The organism is Staphylococcus sp. KUGN1 (assembly GCF_045984185.1).
In the GTDB taxonomy this organism is placed as follows: Bacteria; Bacillota; Bacilli; order Staphylococcales; family Staphylococcaceae; genus Staphylococcus; species Staphylococcus warneri_A.
On the sequence record NZ_JBJQIL010000001.1, the window covers coordinates 39,648 to 57,932 of the forward strand.

An 18,285-nucleotide genomic window follows, 5' to 3' on the forward strand; every position below is an offset into this window, starting at 1 on the left:
ATATGTTGTATTTAACTGAAAAAGACCAACAACAATTACTCAATATGCGTGAAGTGATAGATGAAGTAGCAGAATCACTCAAAGCCTTTTCTGAAGGCGAAACTGAAAACCCTTTACGATATTCTATTCCATTCAATGAAGATAATAGATATTTAGTCATGCCTGCGCTATCAGATGCTTTGAAAATTGTCGGTTTAAAGACAGTGACTTTTGCACCTAAAAATCCGGAAAAAGGTAAGTCGACCATTAGTGGCTCAGTTATTTTAAGTGATTATGAAACTGGCGAAACTTTGTCTGTTTTAGACGGTGGGTATTTGACTAAAATTAGAACAGGTGCCATATCTGGTGTTGCCACAAAATATTTATCTAGAGAAAATGCAAATACTTTATGTGTGATTGGTGCCGGCGAACAAGCTGAAGGACTAATTGCGGCTGTTTTAGCAGTCAGAAATATTAATACGATTCACTTTGCTAGTAGAACGATAGAGAAAGCAGAAAGATTAGCAAAACAAACTAAAGATTTATATGATGTTAATGTTGAAGTATTTGAAGATGCAAATCAGGCTATTGAAGGGACAGATATCGTTGTCACTGCTACTAATTCATCAACTCCGGTTTTCGATAGAACATTAGATCCTGGTGTTCATTTGAATGCGGTAGGTTCTTTTAAACCTGATATGCAAGAGTTACCAACAGAATCTATGATGGTTGCGAATAAAATTGTCGTAGAATCAACAGAAGCAGCAATGGAAGAAACAGGAGATTTAAAAATTCCCGAACAAGAAGGCGTATTAACGCAAGATATGTTACACGCAGAGCTCGGGGATATTGTGGCAGGTCGTAAACAAGGTAGAACAGATGAGAAAGAAGTCACGCTATTTAAATCAGTGGGACTAGCAATTGTAGATATTGTCGTAGCTAATTACTTTTATAAAAAAACACAGAAATAAAAGAAATCAGGCTAGGACATAAATATATTTCAAGTTATATTCATATTTAGGCAGTAGTTGACTTACACATGCGTATTGACTCATGTGTTCAAATTAAGCTTTAGAGGTATACATGAACTAAAGTTCATGCATAAAACCGTCTAAGTAATAAATTACAAAGATGGTCTAATGTACTAAGCTTTTTCATTTCAAGTCAACCTTGCCGTGAGGACGGGCCCCAAACATAGAGAGTTTCGAAAAGAAAATCTACAGACAATGCAAGTTGGGGATGGACAACGATAAAGAAATACTTTTTCTTTAGAAATTAGTATTTCTTATGCATGAGTTTCACTCATGTATTCCTATTTTAAAGTACACATTAGCTGTGGCTAATGCGTAAGAGGTTGAGACATAAAGTTATTGTGCTTCTGGGAAACTGATTAACGGCGTCCCAAAAGCAGGATTATCGGCAGAAGGGACCCAACATAGAGAAATTGGTATTCCAATTTCTGAAAATAATGCAAGTTGGGCAAACGTTCACGATTCGACAAAATTTGGAAAACAATTCAAATGAATAAACTCAACTATTGAGTTTGTAAGAACTACTAACCTATGAATAAGGAAGTAGTTCTTTATCATCGCTCGGTTCTGCTCAAATCCTAAACGCTTTTGTCCAGACCTCTTTATTATTTCTATCCCACTCCCATTATCTTTACTTTCGATTTAATAAGGTCTGCGTTTATAATTATGGATGAATGACTTTATATTAATCATTAAAAAGACAATAAATATAATTAAAGATCCACCGGCTAATGCCAGAGGTAGCCATTCGTCTTTACTTAATATCGTACGTATATCTGAAATGATAAATAACATAAATATTATACTAGTAATTATTACGGTTGTTTGTTTTGATTTGTATGTTTGCAACGGCTTTTGATTATTCATAATATCATCCTCATTCAATAAAAATGTGACTAAGTAAGACTATCCGCAGTATCCTCGCAGACAAACAGCAGACTTATCATTTAAAATAGATAAATGTGAAATCGCTTATCTTCTTTATAACATCGATTAATAGTACTTTCAATATAAGGAACGCTTATTTATTGATAATCTTTAGGGTTGACTGCAATCACATTTGGAATGGTCTTCTTATACTCATGTATGTCTTCGTGATGATCTGTGATTAAAGCAGTAATTTTATGAATAGGACATACTTGGTAAAAAGCAATTTTATTCAATTTAGAACTGTCTGTAAGCATATACACTTCTTTAGATTGATTTACCATTTGGCGTTTAGCGTCTACAAATTCTTCACTATAGTGAGTTACACCTTTGATCGCATCTATAGCAGGAGTAGCTAAAAAAGCCTTCATCGAGTTAAATGATTGTAGTGTTTGTGTCGTAATTAAACCATTTAGTACATAGTTGTTATGATATAGTGTGCCGCCAGTCACGATGACTTTATGGTTAGAAGAACGAAGTATCGAAGCGATATGGATATCATTTGTAATGATGGTTAAATGTTGCTTATGCAGTAAAGCTTTAGCAAATAATAATGTGGTTGAACCTGAGTCGATAATAAGTGTGTCTCCATCTTCAACGAACTCAGCAGCTTTGTATCCAATACCTAGCTTTTCGTAATAATATTCTGTCTGTCTTTCATCGAAATTCAGCTCACTATATACATTTTCATTATTTAACACCACACCACCATGTGTACGTCTAATTTGGTTATATTGCTCGAGTTTAACAAGATCGCGACGAATTGTGGCATCATGTACATTAAATTCTTTAGCTAATGTGTGAACTGAGGCAGTTTTGTATTTAGTTAAATAGGATATAATTTTTTGTTCTCTTTCGGCAGGTAACATATTCACCGTCTCCATCTAGTAGTTTTGTTCAAATTATATAAATAATCCATGATTTATGTATGTTTATTATAGTATATCAAATACATAATAAAGGCTGTAGATGAAAGTATGACAATGAAATGACCATCTTATACTTAGCCTACAGCCTTTATATTATTGAGTTTTATTCTGTTTCACCGTATTGTTGGCTTTTCGGCATTTTAATGAAGTAAGTTAAAATTGTACTAATAAAGTATAATATACCTAAAATCCAAATTACGCCTAAGTCACCAAACGGTTCTAAGAAAATTCTTACGATCATTGGGCCTACGAACACTGGTAAACCAGCACCTAAGTTTAAAATTGAAAGGGTAGCACCTTTATCTTTTTTCACTAATGAAGGAATTAAAGCAGTTAAAGGTACATATGCTGCGATAAAGATACCCCAAGCAACACCAACAATTGTAAGTAAAATGATATTTCCGTGTGACCAGATAGGTACATAGCCCATTAATAGACATGAGATACCACTACCGATACCACCGAAAATCATAACAGTATTACGCCAACCAATTTTATCTCCGATAATACCCCAAATAAGGTTAAAGACGATATTTCCGAAGAAAATAGCTGACCAAACAGCTAACCATTTAGAAGTCGGGATGCCGTATGATTCTAAGTAAAGTGGTAAGAAGATTGGGAAAGCAAATTGTGCAGTAGTATTAATGACACGTACAATACCACCTACTAATACTTTTGGTTCTTCAACAACGATTGTGAATCCTTTTAACATTTCAGCTAATTTTGCTTTGGCATTACTTTTATCAGTAGGTAATTTATCTTTATTCAAGACGATTGCTAAGAATCCACCTAAAACTACCCAGAATAATGAGCTCCATAATGTTCCGATATGACCTAAGTATTTAATAGCAAAGATAGAGTAAAATGCACCTAGCACATTTAATCCACCAGTAAATACAAGCCAGAACCAACCTACAGCTGCGCCTAACGTACGTTGTTCAGAACGATATGAAATCCAAACTAAGAATGAATAAGCGAATAAAGGATAACCTAAACCTCTTAATGCATAAGCAGGATACATAATTGCTAAATTCTCAGAAGGTAGTGCAATACCAACAAAGAATATTGTTCCAATAATGTACAATACTAAACCGATAAACATCGTACGTTTACCGCCTAATGCTTCAGCTAAAACACCACTGAACCAACTTGCAATTGCAACCGTAATACCATAGCACCCAAATAACCAACTTACTTCATTTGAGCTAAAGCCATTATGTTGCAAATAGGGGCTTAGCCAACCAATTTCTAGGCCGTCTCCCATCATAAATATTAATATCCCAATGTAACCCCATACGATTTGTTTGGGCATACCTAAAAACGTTGTCTTATTCATCATTATGTTATCTCCCCTTAGATATCATGGTTTATGACCAGTGATATCTTAAATATGTTTTTTTCCAACCTTTATGTGCTGCAGTATCATCCATCGCCTTTTTAAGATCCTCTGTACTATGGATATCATAGTATTCATCAGGGATTAATTTTTTAAGGGCTTGTTGATACTCTTCATTTTCGAATGAAGCAATGAGTTGTTCAAATTCGTGTTTTGTACTTCTTGAACTACCTGAAAGTGTTAAACCTTTTTCTAATACGTCACGTGTATTAATACCAACTAAGTCTTCAGTAACACCCATTAAAACGATTTGTCCTTGTCTATCAATTAAATCGATTGCTTGGTTGATTGCAGATTCAGAGAATTTACCACCACAACATTCAAATACAGTATGAACGCCTTTATGACTGTTGAAATCATAATCAAATACAAGATGTGTTGTCGCAAAGTTTTCGAATGATTGAAGTTTTTCTTCAATAGCGCCGAAAACAATTAAATTTTCTTTTTCAATGCCATATATATAATGAAGTGCAGTTGCTGCTAAATAACCAACCGGGCCGTCGCCGAATACTGCAACTTGTGGAGAAGATTTAGTAGTAATCTCTTTAAGTTGATTGATTGGGAATAATGATACTGAACATAATTCAGCTAATAAAGCGACGTCTTCATCTAATGTGTCTGGAATTTTCACGATGTTATCTCCAGGTACAACCATTCTATCTTGGCAAATACCATCATAGCCGCTACCCATAAATACGGCATTTTCATCATAATTATCTAATAAATCTGTTTCTTCGAAGTCACCAGCTCTTAAGCGAGAAGGGATATTCGGAACGATAACTACTTTATCTCCTTTTTGATAATCAGGATGTTTAGAATCTTCAATAGTACCGATACCTTCATGGAATAATGCCATAGGCAATTTTTTGTCTAATGCTTCTTTACGTCTATTACCTGTGTAATATCTTAAATCAGCATGACAAACACTTGCTTTAGAAGGATTAACAATAACATCACCATCTCTAAACTCATGATTAATTGTTGTATATTCAAATTCGCCAGGTTGAATTAGGCGATAAGCTTTTGACTCGATGCTCATTTTTGTTCATCTCCCTTTAATACTTGTTCACTTTTATTTATGTAAACAATAGTAAACGCTTACAGTTGCCTGTGTCAATGATTTTTTATATAAAAATGTTCATTTTAGTTCTTTTTGAACTTTTATGATTGATTTATTGTTCATTTATGCGTATTATTTAGGAAAACGCTTACTTAAAAGAGATGTAGATAAAGTATGGGGGTATAACAATGAGTTATAGCATTGGAGTAGATTACGGAACAGGCTCAGGAAGAGCTTTTTTAGTTGATACAACAAATGGAAAAATAATAGATAAATATATAAAACCATATACACATGGCACAATTGAAAAGAATTTAAATGGTGTTAAGTTACCACATAGCTTCTCACTTCAAAATGGAAATGATTATATGGAAGTTTTAGAAGAGGGCGTTCCATATTTAATTGAATCTTCAGGTGTTAACCCAGAAGAAATTGTAGGTATTGGCATTGATTTTACTTCTTCTACAGTTATGTTTACAGATGAACATTTAGAACCAATTCATAATTTACCAGGATTTGAAAATAATCCTCATGCATATGTAAAATTATGGAAACATCATGGTGCTCAAGCTGAAGCAGATCAACTTTTCCAAACTGCATTAGATAATAAGAGTAGATGGTTAGGCTACTATGGATTTAATGTAAGTAGTGAGTGGATGATTCCTAAAATTATGGAAGTAATGAATAAGGCACCAGAAGTTTTAGAACAAACCGCTAATATCATGGAAGCTGGAGATTGGATTGTTAATAAATTAACAGGACAAAATGTTCGCTCTAATTGTGGTTTAGGCTTTAAATCATTTTGGGAAGAAAATGAAGGATTCCACTATGATTTGTTTGATAAAGTAGATGATCAATTATCAAATGTTGTACGTGAAAAAGTGGATGCACCAATTTTTAAAATAGGCGAAACAGTTGGCCAAATTTCTGCAGAGATGGCTGAGAAATTGGGTCTTTCAACCCATACTAAAGTAAGTCCGTTTATTATAGATGCACATTCAAGTTTATTAGGAATTGGTTCACAACAAGATAAGCAAATGACGATGGTAATAGGAACAAGTACATGTCATCTTATGTTAAATGAACAACAACATCAAGTGCCTGGTATTTCAGGTTCTGTTAAGGGTGCTATTATTCCAGAATTATATGCATATGAAGCAGGACAATCAGCAGTAGGTGATCTTTTTGAATATATTGCAAACCAATCACCGAAAGCTTATGTAGATGAAGCGAATGAAAGAGACATTTCAATTTTTGAATTATTAAATGAGAAAGTAAAGGACCAAATGCCAGGTGAGAGTGGTCTAATTGTTTTAGATTGGCACAATGGTAACCGAAGTGTGTTAAGTGATAGTAACCTAAAAGGTTGTGTGTTTGGTATGTCGCTACAAACAACACATGAAGAGCTTTACCGTGCATATTTAGAAGCTACAGCATTCGGTACTAAAATGATTATGCAACAATACCAAAGTTGGAATATGGATGTTGAAGATGTATTTGCATGTGGTGGTATTCCTAAGAAAAATCCACTAATGATGGACATTTATGCAAATGTACTAAATAAAAAAGTAACAATAATAGATAGCGAATATGCACCTGCTATTGGGGCAGCAATCCTTGGCTCAGTTTGTGGTGGCGCACATCAAACTTTAAATGAAGCGATTAAGTCTATGAAAGAACCTGTTTTATATGAAGTAACGCCAGATCCTGAAAAAGTGAAACGTTATAAGAAACTATTTAGCGCTTATAAAGAATTACATGATATTCATGGTTATAAAAAAGCGAGAATCATGCGTAATGTTGGTAAGTTAATGGAAACATAAAAATTTATGTTGGCACTTAGTGAATTGACAGAAGTTAGATTCACTAAGTGTTTTTAGTATCAATGAGTTTATTTATGAAGTTAGAAGTATTAGGCTTAAATAAAGGAGCTGAATGAAATGAATATAATGTTAACAGGTGCTACAGGAAATTTAGGTCATCATATTACTAACCAAGCCATTGAGCATGGTATTGACCGATTTTATATAGGGGTAAGAAATTTAGATAAAGTTCCAGAACAATGGAGAAATAATGTTTCTGTAAGGCAATTGGATTATTTTGATGAAAAAAGTATGGTTACAGCATTTGAAGATATTGATACAGTTATTTTTATACCAAGTATCATACATCCATCTATTAAAAGAATTCCAGAAGTAGAAAATCTAATTAGTGCAGCAAAGCAAAGTGGCGTTAGTCATATTATTTATATTGGATATTATGCAGATCAACATAATAATCCTTTCCATATGAGTCCTTATTTTGGATATGCTGAACGTCTTCTTGCTTCAAGTGGTATTGATTATACATATGTCAGAATGGCAATGTATATGGACCCATTGAAACCGTATCTTCCAGAATTAATGGACATGCATAAGTTGATATATCCAGTAGGTGAAGGTCGAATTAATTATATTACTAGACGTGATATAGCTAGAGGTATTATTGCTATCATAGAGAATCCTGATACATGGGGAGAACGTTACTTATTATCAGGATATAGTTATGATATGTATGAGCTTGCAGATATTTTATCAGATGTATCTCAAACAGAAATTAAATATGAACCTGTTTCATTAGAGACGTTTGCAAATATGTATGATGAACCAAAAGGATTTGGAGCACTTCTAGCATCTATGTATGAAGCAGGCGCAAGGGGATTACTGGATCAACATTCTAACGATTTTGAAAACTTAGTTAACGACAAGCCACAAACATTTAAAGACTTTCTAATGGAATAAAGGTTGTAATAAGAAGGTCATGAGACATGCAATACTGTCTCATGACCTTCTTTATATTATGCAGATTTTTTACGTGAATATAATAAAGTGATGCCAGTTATCGCTACTAATAGTGCGATTACATCAGAATGATTGCTACCTCCTGTATTAGGAAGAATAGCTAAATTGTCATGAGTCGATTGTTGAGAACGTTCTCCATTATACATGTTTTGTATATGTTTAGTGTTAGATGTTACGATATCTAAATTTGATTGAGAATATGATGTTGCGCTTCTTAGATAAGTAGATTTTGTATTAAATATATTAGTTTTGATTTGGTCATCACTTTGATTTGATGTTTCACTGCGCTTTTTATTTAATGACTTAGCATGATGATGCGTATTGTTTTGAGTCGCTATTGATATTTTATTGCTAGGGCTTGGTTGGTAGGCATCGATATGACTAACCGTTCTGTTTGAAGGTTTGCCTGAGTGGTTTCTTTGATGTGATGAGATTGTCGCTACATTATTTCCAGGGTAATAAGTCGTTTTAATGTCTTTTGTTTTTGGAAGTGGAACGACTTTGTCACTATGTTTATTATTTTGAGGCAGTTGACCATTGATGATTCTTTCAGGTTTGTTGGTATCATATTTAGATAAATCAGCATTTTTAATGTATTGAGCAACTACTTCATCTAAAGAAACACCTTCTTCTCGTTTGCCTCCGAACATGTCATAACCATCACCTTTATTAGCTGTGAAATCATTCGTTGCTACATAATATGTTTTATTGGGGTCTAATTTTTCGAATTTACCAGTATCATGATTAATGATTTGTATATCTGTAACTCTATCGCCTGACTTTTTATCCATATCGAACCCAATGCGAATAGACTTAGATACTTGTAAGAAGCCACCATTTGCCGTCAACTGTGGTTTGCCATTTTTTGATTCTGTAGGTGCACTTAAACTATGTTCAAAAGCTTTTTTTACGTCAGAGCCTTTTACTTTAATTTGAGAGATTAAGTTTCCGAAAGGTAAAACAGTAATAATGTCATTTTGAGTTACTTTACCTTTATCGATAGACGCTCTAATGCCACCACCATTCGTAATAGCAAAATCAGGTCGATGGCTAAACTTCTTAGAAGCATAATCCTCCATTGCATCGGTAATTAAATTACCTAAATTTGTTTCTTGTGTACGGGCAACATTACGTTCACCATTAAGTTTCACTTTGTTATTAGGAATAATGACTGTTGATGTCGCTTTTAAGAAGTCATCATTCGCTTTGTTTACTTGTTTTTCAATTTTAGTGTCAGGCTGAATGTTTTTTGTATCAGCAACGTTAATTAAATCAGCTTTAAGATTTTTCGTTTGATTATCCTCTCTATTAAATCGGATGCGTCCCACATTTTCTAATGCTGTTCCCGTTTGAGCTAATACATTTTTATCGTATGATTTACCATTTTTAATGACAGTATGAGAGTGACCATCTAACACGATGATAGATTGTTTAAATGATTTATCTTTCGATAATTGTTCAGTCAAATAATCGCCACGCCATTCTTTTTTAGTATTAGGATCTACACCTAAATGAGATAAAATGACAAAAACATCTACTTGATCTTTAATGTCATTCATAGCACGTTTCACACTTGTCAGTGGATCTTTAAATTCAACACCTTTTACAGCCGATGGTGAAGTCTTAGTTTTAGTTTCTGGAGTGGTCACTCCGACGATACCATATCGAATTCCATTTTTATTGATTATTGTTGATGGTTCGAAGTCACTTTTGCCATTTTTATAAACATTTGAAGTAATCATCGGAAAGTTTAGCTGCTTTTTTAATTTAAGTAATTGGTCATATCCAAAATCAAATTCATGATTGCCTAGAGTCATGGCATCATAACTGGCACTATTCATAGCCTTTGCCATTTCTTCACCTTTAGAATTATTAGACACAGGTAAGCCTTGGAAAGCATCACCAGAATCTAATAATAAATCGGGATTTTCTTTATCTTTAAGGCCTTTAACTTTAGGCATACCAATGACTTTTCCATCGTCTTCAACAAAACGACCATGGATATCGTTTGTATGTAAAATTTTATGTTCATTTTTGTTAGTACTTTTTGTTTTCGAGCTATCATTATTTTTAGCTTTTTCTTGTGTTTGTGTAGAAGTTACATATAGTTGCTTGTTCTGATCAGCCTGCTGTTGATGATTTTTATCATTGTTACTTTGATTTTTAGTTGAAGATTGCTGTTCTTTTAACTGTTGCTTTGGTGTATTTGAATTCTTGTTAATATTAACTACTGGTTCCTTGGTATTTGAATTTGGTTGTTCGTGTTGTGTATTTAAATGATAAGAAGTTGTGTTTGTAGCATTTTTATTTACTAAATCATTTCTATTGTTGCCATTACTTTGAGTATTTGTATCATCTACTTTGTTTTGATGTTTCGCTCGTTCCTCTTTATGTAAAGAAATATTTTGCGAATTATCATTGTTATTATTTGAAGACGTATGAATAGTTTTATCTTCAGGTAACGACGTCGTAGTATCGTCTTTTGAAAGTTGCTGTTCTATGTGGGCTCTTGGCGTTGAATCTTGACTACTTGTATTTATTTGTTGAGTTGTTGTGGCATTGCTCTTTTGAATTTCACTTTGATTTTCAGCTGCTTGTATAGGATGATTTATAAAACCTAAACAAATCAACATGATTAATATGAATGAAAAAAATAGACGCTTCATATTGGCCTCCTTAATAATCAAAAATATAACAAGTCAATTTTAGCATATAAATTTTAAATAAAAATATTCTATAAACATAATTTACTGTAATTTTAAGGTTTATTAATATTTGATTAACGTGTATGTCATTGTGAGTAATAAATATAGAATTTCCTCTAAATATTGATTTAATAACAAAAAATAGAAAATTTAACTTTGTACTCACTATATATACAAGAAAGCGCTTTTATATTATAATATAGATGTAAATCGAGAATTTGTTCACACGAGAAAGACAACGAATTTTCTATAAACACAAGGGGAGATTTATAATGAAAAAAATTATGATAACAGGTGCTTTAGGACAAATAGGTACAGAATTAGTAGTTAAATGTAGAGAAATTTATGGAACAGATAATGTACTAGCTACGGATATTAGAGAACCAGAAGCGGATTCACCAGTTAATGATGGGCCTTTTGAAATTTTAGATGTAACAGATCGTGATAAAATGTTTGAATTAGTTAAGGATTTTGAAGCTGATACGTTAATGCACATGGCTGCTTTATTATCAGCTACAGCAGAGAAGAACCCTATGTTTGCTTGGGATTTAAATATGGGTGGATTAATGAATGCTTTAAAAACAGCGCGTACATACGACTTACATTTCTTCACACCAAGTTCAATTGGTGCATTTGGAGATTCAACACCTAAAGTCAATACGCCACAAGTCACAATTCAACAACCTACAACAATGTATGGTGTTAACAAGGTTGCCGGAGAATTATTATGTCAATATTACTTTACGAAATTTGGCGTAGACACACGCAGTGTAAGATTCCCAGGATTAATTTCACATATTAAAGAACCAGGCGGTGGTACTACAGATTATGCTGTAGAAATATACTTTAAAGCAGTTAGAGAAAATCATTATACAAGTTATATTGATAAAGGCACATTTATGGATATGATGTACATGGACGATGCAATTGAAGCTATTATTCAATTAATGGAAGCTGATGGTGCGAAATTAGAAACTAGAAATGGTTATAATCTAAGTGCTATGAGTATTGATCCCGAAATGGTTAAAGAAGCTATCCAAGAACATTATCCAGACTTTACATTAGACTATGATGTGGATCCTGTACGAGAAGGTATTGCTAAAAGTTGGCCAGATAGTATTGATACAAGTTGTGCACGTGGCGAATGGGGCTTCAATCCTAAATACGATTTAGAAAGTATGACTAAATTAATGTTAGATGCCATTGAAGATAAAGAAAAAGCAACAAAATAATCTACTTAATCAATTTAACGTTGTAAATATTAGTTTTACTCCTTCTAATTATTTTTACATTAGAAGGAGTAATTTTTATCTTCCAGCAGTTACTTGACTTGTAAGATAAAACCGATAGTGTTTTACTTAATATATAATACATATTAGTATTTAGTTTGAATTTTCGGAAAATTTATTGAATACTAAATATACGATTGCTATAATCTAGTATAACTATTTATATTGGTAGCAATATTAGGAGGCCGTTATCATGACAGAACAAGTTAAATTTGAGAAACGAGATACGCTAAAAGAAAAACCAGATAATTCGAATTTAGGGTTTGGTCAATACTTTACAGATTATATGTTGAGTTATGATTATGATGCTGATAAGGGTTGGCATGATTTAAAAATAGTGCCTTATGCACCATTTGAAATTTCACCAGCCGCTCAAGGTTTACATTATGGTCAAGCTGTATTTGAAGGTTTGAAAGCATATAAATATAATGATGAAGTTGTTTTATTCCGCCCAGATCAAAACTTCAAACGAATTAATAATTCTTTAGCACGTTTGGAAATGCCAGAAGTAGATGAAGAAGTGTTGTTAGAAGGTTTGAAACAATTAGTAGATGTTGAACGTGATTGGATTCCAGAAGGAGAAGGTCAATCATTATATATTCGTCCATTTGTATTTGCGACTGAAGGCATTCTTGGCGTAAGAGCATCTCATTCATATAAATTATTCATTATCTTATCACCATCAGGTGCTTATTATGGTGGTGACACACTAAAATCAACTAAAATTTATGTTGAAGATGAGTATGTACGTGCAGTACGTGGTGGTGTAGGGTTTGCTAAAGTAGCAGGTAACTATGCTGCGAGCTTATTAGCGCAAACGAATGCTAACAAATTAGGTTACGACCAAGTGCTTTGGTTAGATGGTGTTGAACAAAAGTACGTTGAAGAAGTAGGCAGTATGAATATCTTCTTTGTTGAAAACGGAAAAATCGTTACACCTGCATTAAATGGTAGTATTTTACCTGGTATAACACGTAAATCTATTATCGAATTAGCACAAGATTTAGGTTATGAAGTTGAAGAACGTCGAGTTTCTATTGACGAATTATTTGAAGCGTACGACAAAGGTGAGTTAACCGAAGTATTTGGTACTGGTACAGCAGCAGTTATTTCACCGGTAGGAACTTTGCGTTATGAAGATAGAGAAATTGTCATTAATAACAATGAACCAGGTGAAATTACGACAAAACTTTATAATGAATATACAGGTATTCAAAATGGTTCACTAGAAGATCGTCACGGTTGGCGTTTTGTAGTGCCTAGATATTAAAATATTAAATTAATGCTAGGAGCCTTTATTAAAGGTTTCTAGTTTTTTTATGAGCAATCACAATGTGCATATATGTGTTGAAGTTAAAATGTTATTCCTTTAGTTTGGATTTAGATGATTATGTTTGTTTTGAGAATTTACTCTAAAGTAACTTTCCTACATTTTTAAGAATGATTGTACTACAATAGTAAGTATTGAAAGAAAAATAAAATATGGAGTGTAGTGATATCAATGGAATGGATACTGTTTGATAAAGATGGCACGTTAATAGAGTTTGATAAGAGTTGGGAAAAAATTGGTATACGTCTGGTTGATAAATTGTTAGATACATTTCCTGTTCATGATAAAGAAGTAGCGCACAGACAATTAGGAATCATAGATGATAAAATTGTTCCAGATTCTGTGATGGGTTCAGGATCTCTAGGTGAAATGATCAAATCCTTCGATGATGTTACCAGTCAAGACACATCTGAATGGACAAGAAATACGAGTCAAGAGTTAGTGGACTCAAGAGAGCCTGAAAATCATTGGGTAGATGGTGTATACGATACGATTGTAGCTTTACGTCAAGATGGCTATAAAATAGGCATTGTAACAAGTGATACTAAAAAAGGGGTTACCCAATTTTTAGAAGCAACACAATCAAAACATTTATTCGATTTAGTTATTTCAACTGAAACACATGCTGAAGAAAAACCGAGTCCCAAAGTATTAGACCCATTATTCGAAGTCTATGATGTTAAACCAGAACATGTAGTGATTGTAGGGGATACAGCAAATGACATGAAGACTGCAATTAATGCACAATTAGGATTGAGTATTGGTGTCTTAACAGGTATTGCTAAAAAAGAAGAACTTCACGAAGCGGATGTCATCGTTGAAAGTGCGAGTGAAGTTAAACAAGTGCTTGATAAACAATAATAATCGTGATTTTTAAAATAAAAAAGCTCCCGACTTTGTCTCCACTATATATGTGGGTAAATAAAGTTGGGAGCTTAAATATTTGGTTATTGATTATCTTGGGTCAACTTGACGATACGTATCGATAACATGTGCAATTTTATCGATAATAGGATTAAGTGTGTCAGGGTCGTTATGAATATCGTATTCATTTATATTCACGCGAACAACTGGACAAGCATTAAAGTTATTAATCCAATGATCGTAACGTTCGAATAATTTTTGCCAATATTCAGGGTTGGTATCAATTTCAATGTCACGACCACGCTGCTTGATGCGTTCAATGACTTCGTCATAATCACATTCCAAATAAATAAGTACATCTGGCTTTGGAAAATAAGGTGTCATGACCATGGCATTGAATAGTTCTGAATAAGTATTAAAATCGTCTTGACTCATAGTTCCTTCTTCTTCATGCATTTTGGCAAAGATATCTACGTCTTCATATATAGAACGGTCTTGTACAAATCCACCACCATACTCAAACATACGCTTCTGTTCTTTAAAACGTTCTGCTAAAAAGTAGATTTGTAAATGAAAGCTCCAACGCTCAAAATCTTGATAGAATTTATCCAAATATGGATTATGATCTACATTTTCAAATGAGGTTTTAAAATTTAACTTATCTGCTAAAGCTTGAGTAAGGGTAGACTTACCGACACCTACTGTACCTGCAATTGTGATAATGGCATCTTGTGGTATGTTAAATGAATTCATTTTATTTATCTCCAATCATTGATTTTACCTGAGTAAGTATCTCTTGATAATCTTTGTTATTATTGACAAAATCCATATTTGACGTATTGATGTGCAATACTTGAACGTTACTATCTTTTAAAGAACTATAAAATGTATGATAATCATGTTTCAAAGCCAGTAAATAATCATCTTCGATTTGATGTTCGAAACTACGATTTCTTTTAGTAATTCTGTGTTTTAATACATCTAATTCTGCATCTAAAAAGATAATTGTATTTGGCATTGTTAAATCCTCAGTTAAAATGTCATATATACGTGAGAATTTATTGAATTCATGACTGTCTAATGTATTTTTAGCAAAGATTTTATTTTTATAAATGTGATAATCACTTACTATACCTTTATGAAGTGACTCGATATCTTTAAACTGTTTGTATCTATTACATAAAAAGAACATTTCTGTTTGGAAACTCCATTTTGAAATGTCATCATAAAAGTCAGATAAAAATGGATTTTCATCGACAATTTCTTTTTCTTCATAAAAATCTAAGGATTGACTTAATTTGTGGGCAAGAGAAGATTTTCCAACACCGATTGGACCTTCAATTGCGATAAATGGTTTATTCATATTCACTTCTCCAAATGTTAAGATAGACAGTGAGTATTGTAACACAAGTGAGGTGTCTGGACACGAATGGAAACTGATGAATATTATATGAAACTTGCAATCCAAGAAGCTAAAAAAGCCGAACTACTAGGTGAAGTTCCTATTGGTGCAATTATAGTTAAGAACGGTCATGTAATCGCAAGAGCGCATAATCTGAGAGAAACGATGCAACAACCTACGGCCCATGCTGAACATTTAGCTATTGAACGGGCAGCCAAAGTAATAGGTAGTTGGCGACTTGAAGATTGTACTTTATATGTCACGTTAGAACCTTGTGTGATGTGTGCAGGCACTATTGTCATGAGTAGAATACCATATATTAAATATGGCGCAGCAGATCCTAAAGGCGGATGTTCAGGCAGTTTAATGAATTTATTGACGCAACCGGACTTTAATCATAGAGCACAAGTAGAGAGTGGACTTTTAGAAGAACAATGTGGTGATTTACTAAGAAACTTCTTTAGAAAGTTAAGAAAAAAGAAAAAATCCGACAAACGGGCTATACTAAATCATGAATCGGATTTGTTAGAATAGTGTAGTAAGGCAAGTTATTGTCAATCCACGAATCTTTAATATAATGAATACTATATAGTATGAAACGAGGTTAACGAATGATTAAGTTAATAGCAACAGACATGGATGGTACGTTATTAAACGCAGCACACGAAATTTCAGAAGAAAATCAGCAAGCAATTCGATATGCCCAAGAACAAGGTATTACTGTAGTCATAGCGACAGGTAGAGCATTTTATGAAGCTAACACGCCAGTTGCTGAGACAGATTTGAAAGTACCTTATATTTGCTTGAATGGGGCAGAGGTTCGAGATGAAACATTCAATATAATGAGTACCTCTCATTTGAATCATGAATTAGTGCATAAAGTTACTTCAAAATTAAAAGAGGAAGATATTTATTACCAAATCTATACCAATAGAGGTATTTATACTGAAGATCCACAACGTGATTTGGATATTTATATTGATATCGCTGAGAGAGCAGGTCAAAAAGCAGATGTCGAAAAAATTAAAAATGGTATTCAAAAACGTATTAAGAATGGAACTTTAAAAGTTGTTGATAGCTACGATGCGATAGAGGACATCCCTGGTGAATTAATAATGAAAGTGTTAGCCTTCAATCCTGATTTAGGAAAAATGGATCGTGTTGGACAAGAACTTGCAACGTCACCTAACCTAGCTATATCTTCTTCTTCAAGAGGGAATTTAGAAATTACACATTCAGATGCCCAAAAAGGTATTGCGTTGGAAACAATCGCAGAACGTTTAGGTGTGAAAATGGAAAATGTAATGGCGCTTGGTGACAACTTGAATGATATGTCTATGTTAGAACGTGTTGGCTATCCTGTTGCAATGGAAAATGCCGCACCGGAAGTGAAGGCAATTGCAACATACACTACTGACACTAATGAAAATAGTGGTGTTGGTAAAGCTATAATGAAATTGATTGATCAGAAAAAATAATACAATCGACAAAGGAGATATAGATAATGAAAGGACTAGCAATTATCGGTAGTGCACAATTAGGATCTCATACGCACGCGTTATCCCAATATTTACAAGGTCAATTTGAAGAACATGATGTAGAGTTGGAAATTTTTGAATTAGCGAAAAATCCTATACATCAACTTGATTTTGCAGGGACAACACAAGCGACTGAAGAGATTAAAAATAATGTTGATTTATTACAAAGTAAGGCTATGGAAGCGGATTTCTTCATATTAGGGACACCTAATTACCACGGTTCATTTTCAGGTATTTTAAAAAACGCATTAGACCACTTGAATATGGATTACTTTAAAATGAAACCTGTTGGATTGATTGGAAATAGTGGTGGTATTGTAAGTTCTGAACCACTATCACATTTAAGAATTATCGTGAGAAGTTTATTAGGCATTGCTGTACCTACGCAAATTGCTACGCATGATAGTGATTACGCTAAATTAGATGATGGCACATTATATTTAGAAGATGATGAATTCCAGTTACGTGCTAGATTATTTGTAGATCAAATTGTATCTTTCGTAAATAATAGTCCATATGACCATTTAAAATAAAAGCACAACTAAAATAGAAAATGATTAAAATCAACTCAAACAAGTATTGAATAGATATTAAAGAGTAGTTAGAAAATATACTAATTTCTAAATATCTACATTATATAAAACTTGTTTGAGTTTTTTGTTGCTGATAAGTAAATATATATTTTATTTATATTCATTTGAGAATTAAAGTATTTAATTCTCAAATGATATTATTGTTGTGATTTATTTAAAAAGATTATATAATGATATTCTTAAATCATTGAAGGTCATTTAATGATTTAAGTCATTATCTAACAAATTATACATAATAATTAAATGAAGTTTGATAAACAAGCATGTTTTGATAATAAGTTTAGAATATATAAAACAATAATCCTTTTGATTGTTATATTTGTCATTAAAAATATAGTGCGAATCGATTAATCATTATTTTATAGCGTAACTATATGACATATAGCTTTCAAAAGGATTATT

The 18,285-nt window shown here is 33.0% G+C and carries 15 protein-coding genes; 9 read left to right on the forward strand and 6 right to left on the reverse strand.

Annotated features, from left to right (window positions below; genetic code table 11):
* Positions 1 to 2 precede the first annotated feature (2 nt).
* Positions 3 to 950 carry an ornithine cyclodeaminase family protein gene (locus ACJQQZ_RS00185; protein ID WP_145505832.1) on the forward strand — a complete coding sequence of 316 codons (948 nt, stop codon included), beginning with the start codon at positions 3 to 5 and terminating at the stop codon, positions 948 to 950.
* Positions 951 to 2,035: 1,085 nt separating this feature from the next.
* On the opposite strand, the gene ACJQQZ_RS00190 is transcribed toward ACJQQZ_RS00185, so the two are convergent.
* The 3 genes from ACJQQZ_RS00190 to ACJQQZ_RS00200 form a co-directional block, all read right to left on the reverse strand.
* Positions 2,036 to 2,806, reverse strand: a complete 771-nt coding sequence (locus ACJQQZ_RS00190; RefSeq protein ID WP_002452001.1) for a DeoR/GlpR family DNA-binding transcription regulator — start codon at positions 2,804 to 2,806, stop codon at positions 2,036 to 2,038.
* 163 nt (positions 2,807 to 2,969) lie between these two features.
* Positions 2,970 to 4,205 carry an MFS transporter gene (locus tag ACJQQZ_RS00195; RefSeq protein ID WP_075778354.1) on the reverse strand — a complete coding sequence of 412 codons (1,236 nt, stop codon included), beginning with the start codon at positions 4,203 to 4,205 and terminating at the stop codon, positions 2,970 to 2,972.
* A 28-nt stretch (positions 4,206 to 4,233) separates the two neighbouring features.
* Positions 4,234 to 5,301, reverse strand: a complete 1,068-nt coding sequence (locus tag ACJQQZ_RS00200; protein ID WP_002451999.1) for an alcohol dehydrogenase catalytic domain-containing protein — start codon at positions 5,299 to 5,301, stop codon at positions 4,234 to 4,236.
* Between the two features lie 209 nt (positions 5,302 to 5,510).
* Between ACJQQZ_RS00200 and ACJQQZ_RS00205 the strand changes: the two genes are divergently transcribed.
* Together ACJQQZ_RS00205 and ACJQQZ_RS00210 are read left to right on the forward strand one after the other, a co-directional pair.
* Positions 5,511 to 7,145: a ribulokinase gene (locus ACJQQZ_RS00205; RefSeq protein ID WP_124228564.1), complete on the forward strand. Its 1,635-nt coding sequence runs from the start codon at positions 5,511 to 5,513 to the stop codon at positions 7,143 to 7,145.
* A 117-nt stretch (positions 7,146 to 7,262) separates the two neighbouring features.
* Positions 7,263 to 8,102 carry an SDR family oxidoreductase gene (locus ACJQQZ_RS00210; RefSeq protein ID WP_124228563.1) on the forward strand — a complete coding sequence of 280 codons (840 nt, stop codon included), beginning with the start codon at positions 7,263 to 7,265 and terminating at the stop codon, positions 8,100 to 8,102.
* Between the two features lie 56 nt (positions 8,103 to 8,158).
* Here ACJQQZ_RS00210 and ACJQQZ_RS00215 read toward each other — a convergent pair whose 3' ends face one another.
* Positions 8,159 to 10,828, reverse strand: a complete 2,670-nt coding sequence (locus ACJQQZ_RS00215) for a 5'-nucleotidase C-terminal domain-containing protein (RefSeq protein ID WP_002451996.1) — start codon at positions 10,826 to 10,828, stop codon at positions 8,159 to 8,161.
* 311 nt (positions 10,829 to 11,139) lie between these two features.
* Here ACJQQZ_RS00215 and ACJQQZ_RS00220 point away from each other — a divergent pair, with 311 nt between their 5' ends.
* The 3 genes from ACJQQZ_RS00220 (at position 11,140) to ACJQQZ_RS00230 (ending at position 14,347) form a co-directional block, all read left to right on the forward strand.
* Positions 11,140 to 12,099, forward strand: coding sequence for an NAD-dependent epimerase/dehydratase family protein (locus ACJQQZ_RS00220; RefSeq protein ID WP_002451995.1), 960 nt, complete (start codon positions 11,140 to 11,142; stop codon positions 12,097 to 12,099).
* A gap of 250 nt (positions 12,100 to 12,349) precedes the next feature.
* Entirely contained in the window at positions 12,350 to 13,426 is a 1,077-nt protein-coding gene (locus ACJQQZ_RS00225) for a branched-chain amino acid aminotransferase (RefSeq protein ID WP_002451994.1), read from the forward strand.
* A gap of 231 nt (positions 13,427 to 13,657) precedes the next feature.
* Entirely contained in the window at positions 13,658 to 14,347 is a 690-nt protein-coding gene (locus tag ACJQQZ_RS00230; protein ID WP_002451993.1) for an HAD family hydrolase, read from the forward strand.
* A gap of 93 nt (positions 14,348 to 14,440) precedes the next feature.
* Here ACJQQZ_RS00230 and ACJQQZ_RS00235 read toward each other — a convergent pair whose 3' ends face one another.
* Together ACJQQZ_RS00235 and ACJQQZ_RS00240 are read right to left on the reverse strand one after the other, a co-directional pair.
* Positions 14,441 to 15,103 (reverse strand): deoxynucleoside kinase, encoded by a 663-nt coding sequence (locus ACJQQZ_RS00235; protein WP_002451992.1) that lies wholly within the window; start codon positions 15,101 to 15,103, stop codon positions 14,441 to 14,443.
* 1 nt (position 15,104) lies between these two features.
* A complete protein-coding gene (locus tag ACJQQZ_RS00240; RefSeq protein ID WP_124228561.1) occupies positions 15,105 to 15,713 on the reverse strand; it encodes a deoxynucleoside kinase in 609 nt (202 codons plus the stop codon).
* Between the two features lie 66 nt (positions 15,714 to 15,779).
* Between ACJQQZ_RS00240 and tadA the strand changes: the two genes are divergently transcribed.
* From tadA to ACJQQZ_RS00255, 3 genes are all read left to right on the forward strand, one after another.
* The gene (gene tadA / locus ACJQQZ_RS00245; protein WP_049423313.1) at positions 15,780 to 16,286 is read left to right on the forward strand and encodes a tRNA adenosine(34) deaminase TadA; all 507 of its coding nucleotides are present in this window, start codon (positions 15,780 to 15,782) and stop codon (positions 16,284 to 16,286) included.
* A 77-nt stretch (positions 16,287 to 16,363) separates the two neighbouring features.
* A complete protein-coding gene (locus ACJQQZ_RS00250) occupies positions 16,364 to 17,230 on the forward strand; it encodes a Cof-type HAD-IIB family hydrolase (RefSeq protein WP_124228560.1) in 867 nt (288 codons plus the stop codon).
* A 26-nt stretch (positions 17,231 to 17,256) separates the two neighbouring features.
* A complete protein-coding gene (locus tag ACJQQZ_RS00255) occupies positions 17,257 to 17,823 on the forward strand; it encodes an NADPH-dependent FMN reductase (RefSeq protein WP_015365345.1) in 567 nt (188 codons plus the stop codon).
* The last annotated feature ends 462 nt before the right edge of the window (positions 17,824 to 18,285 follow it).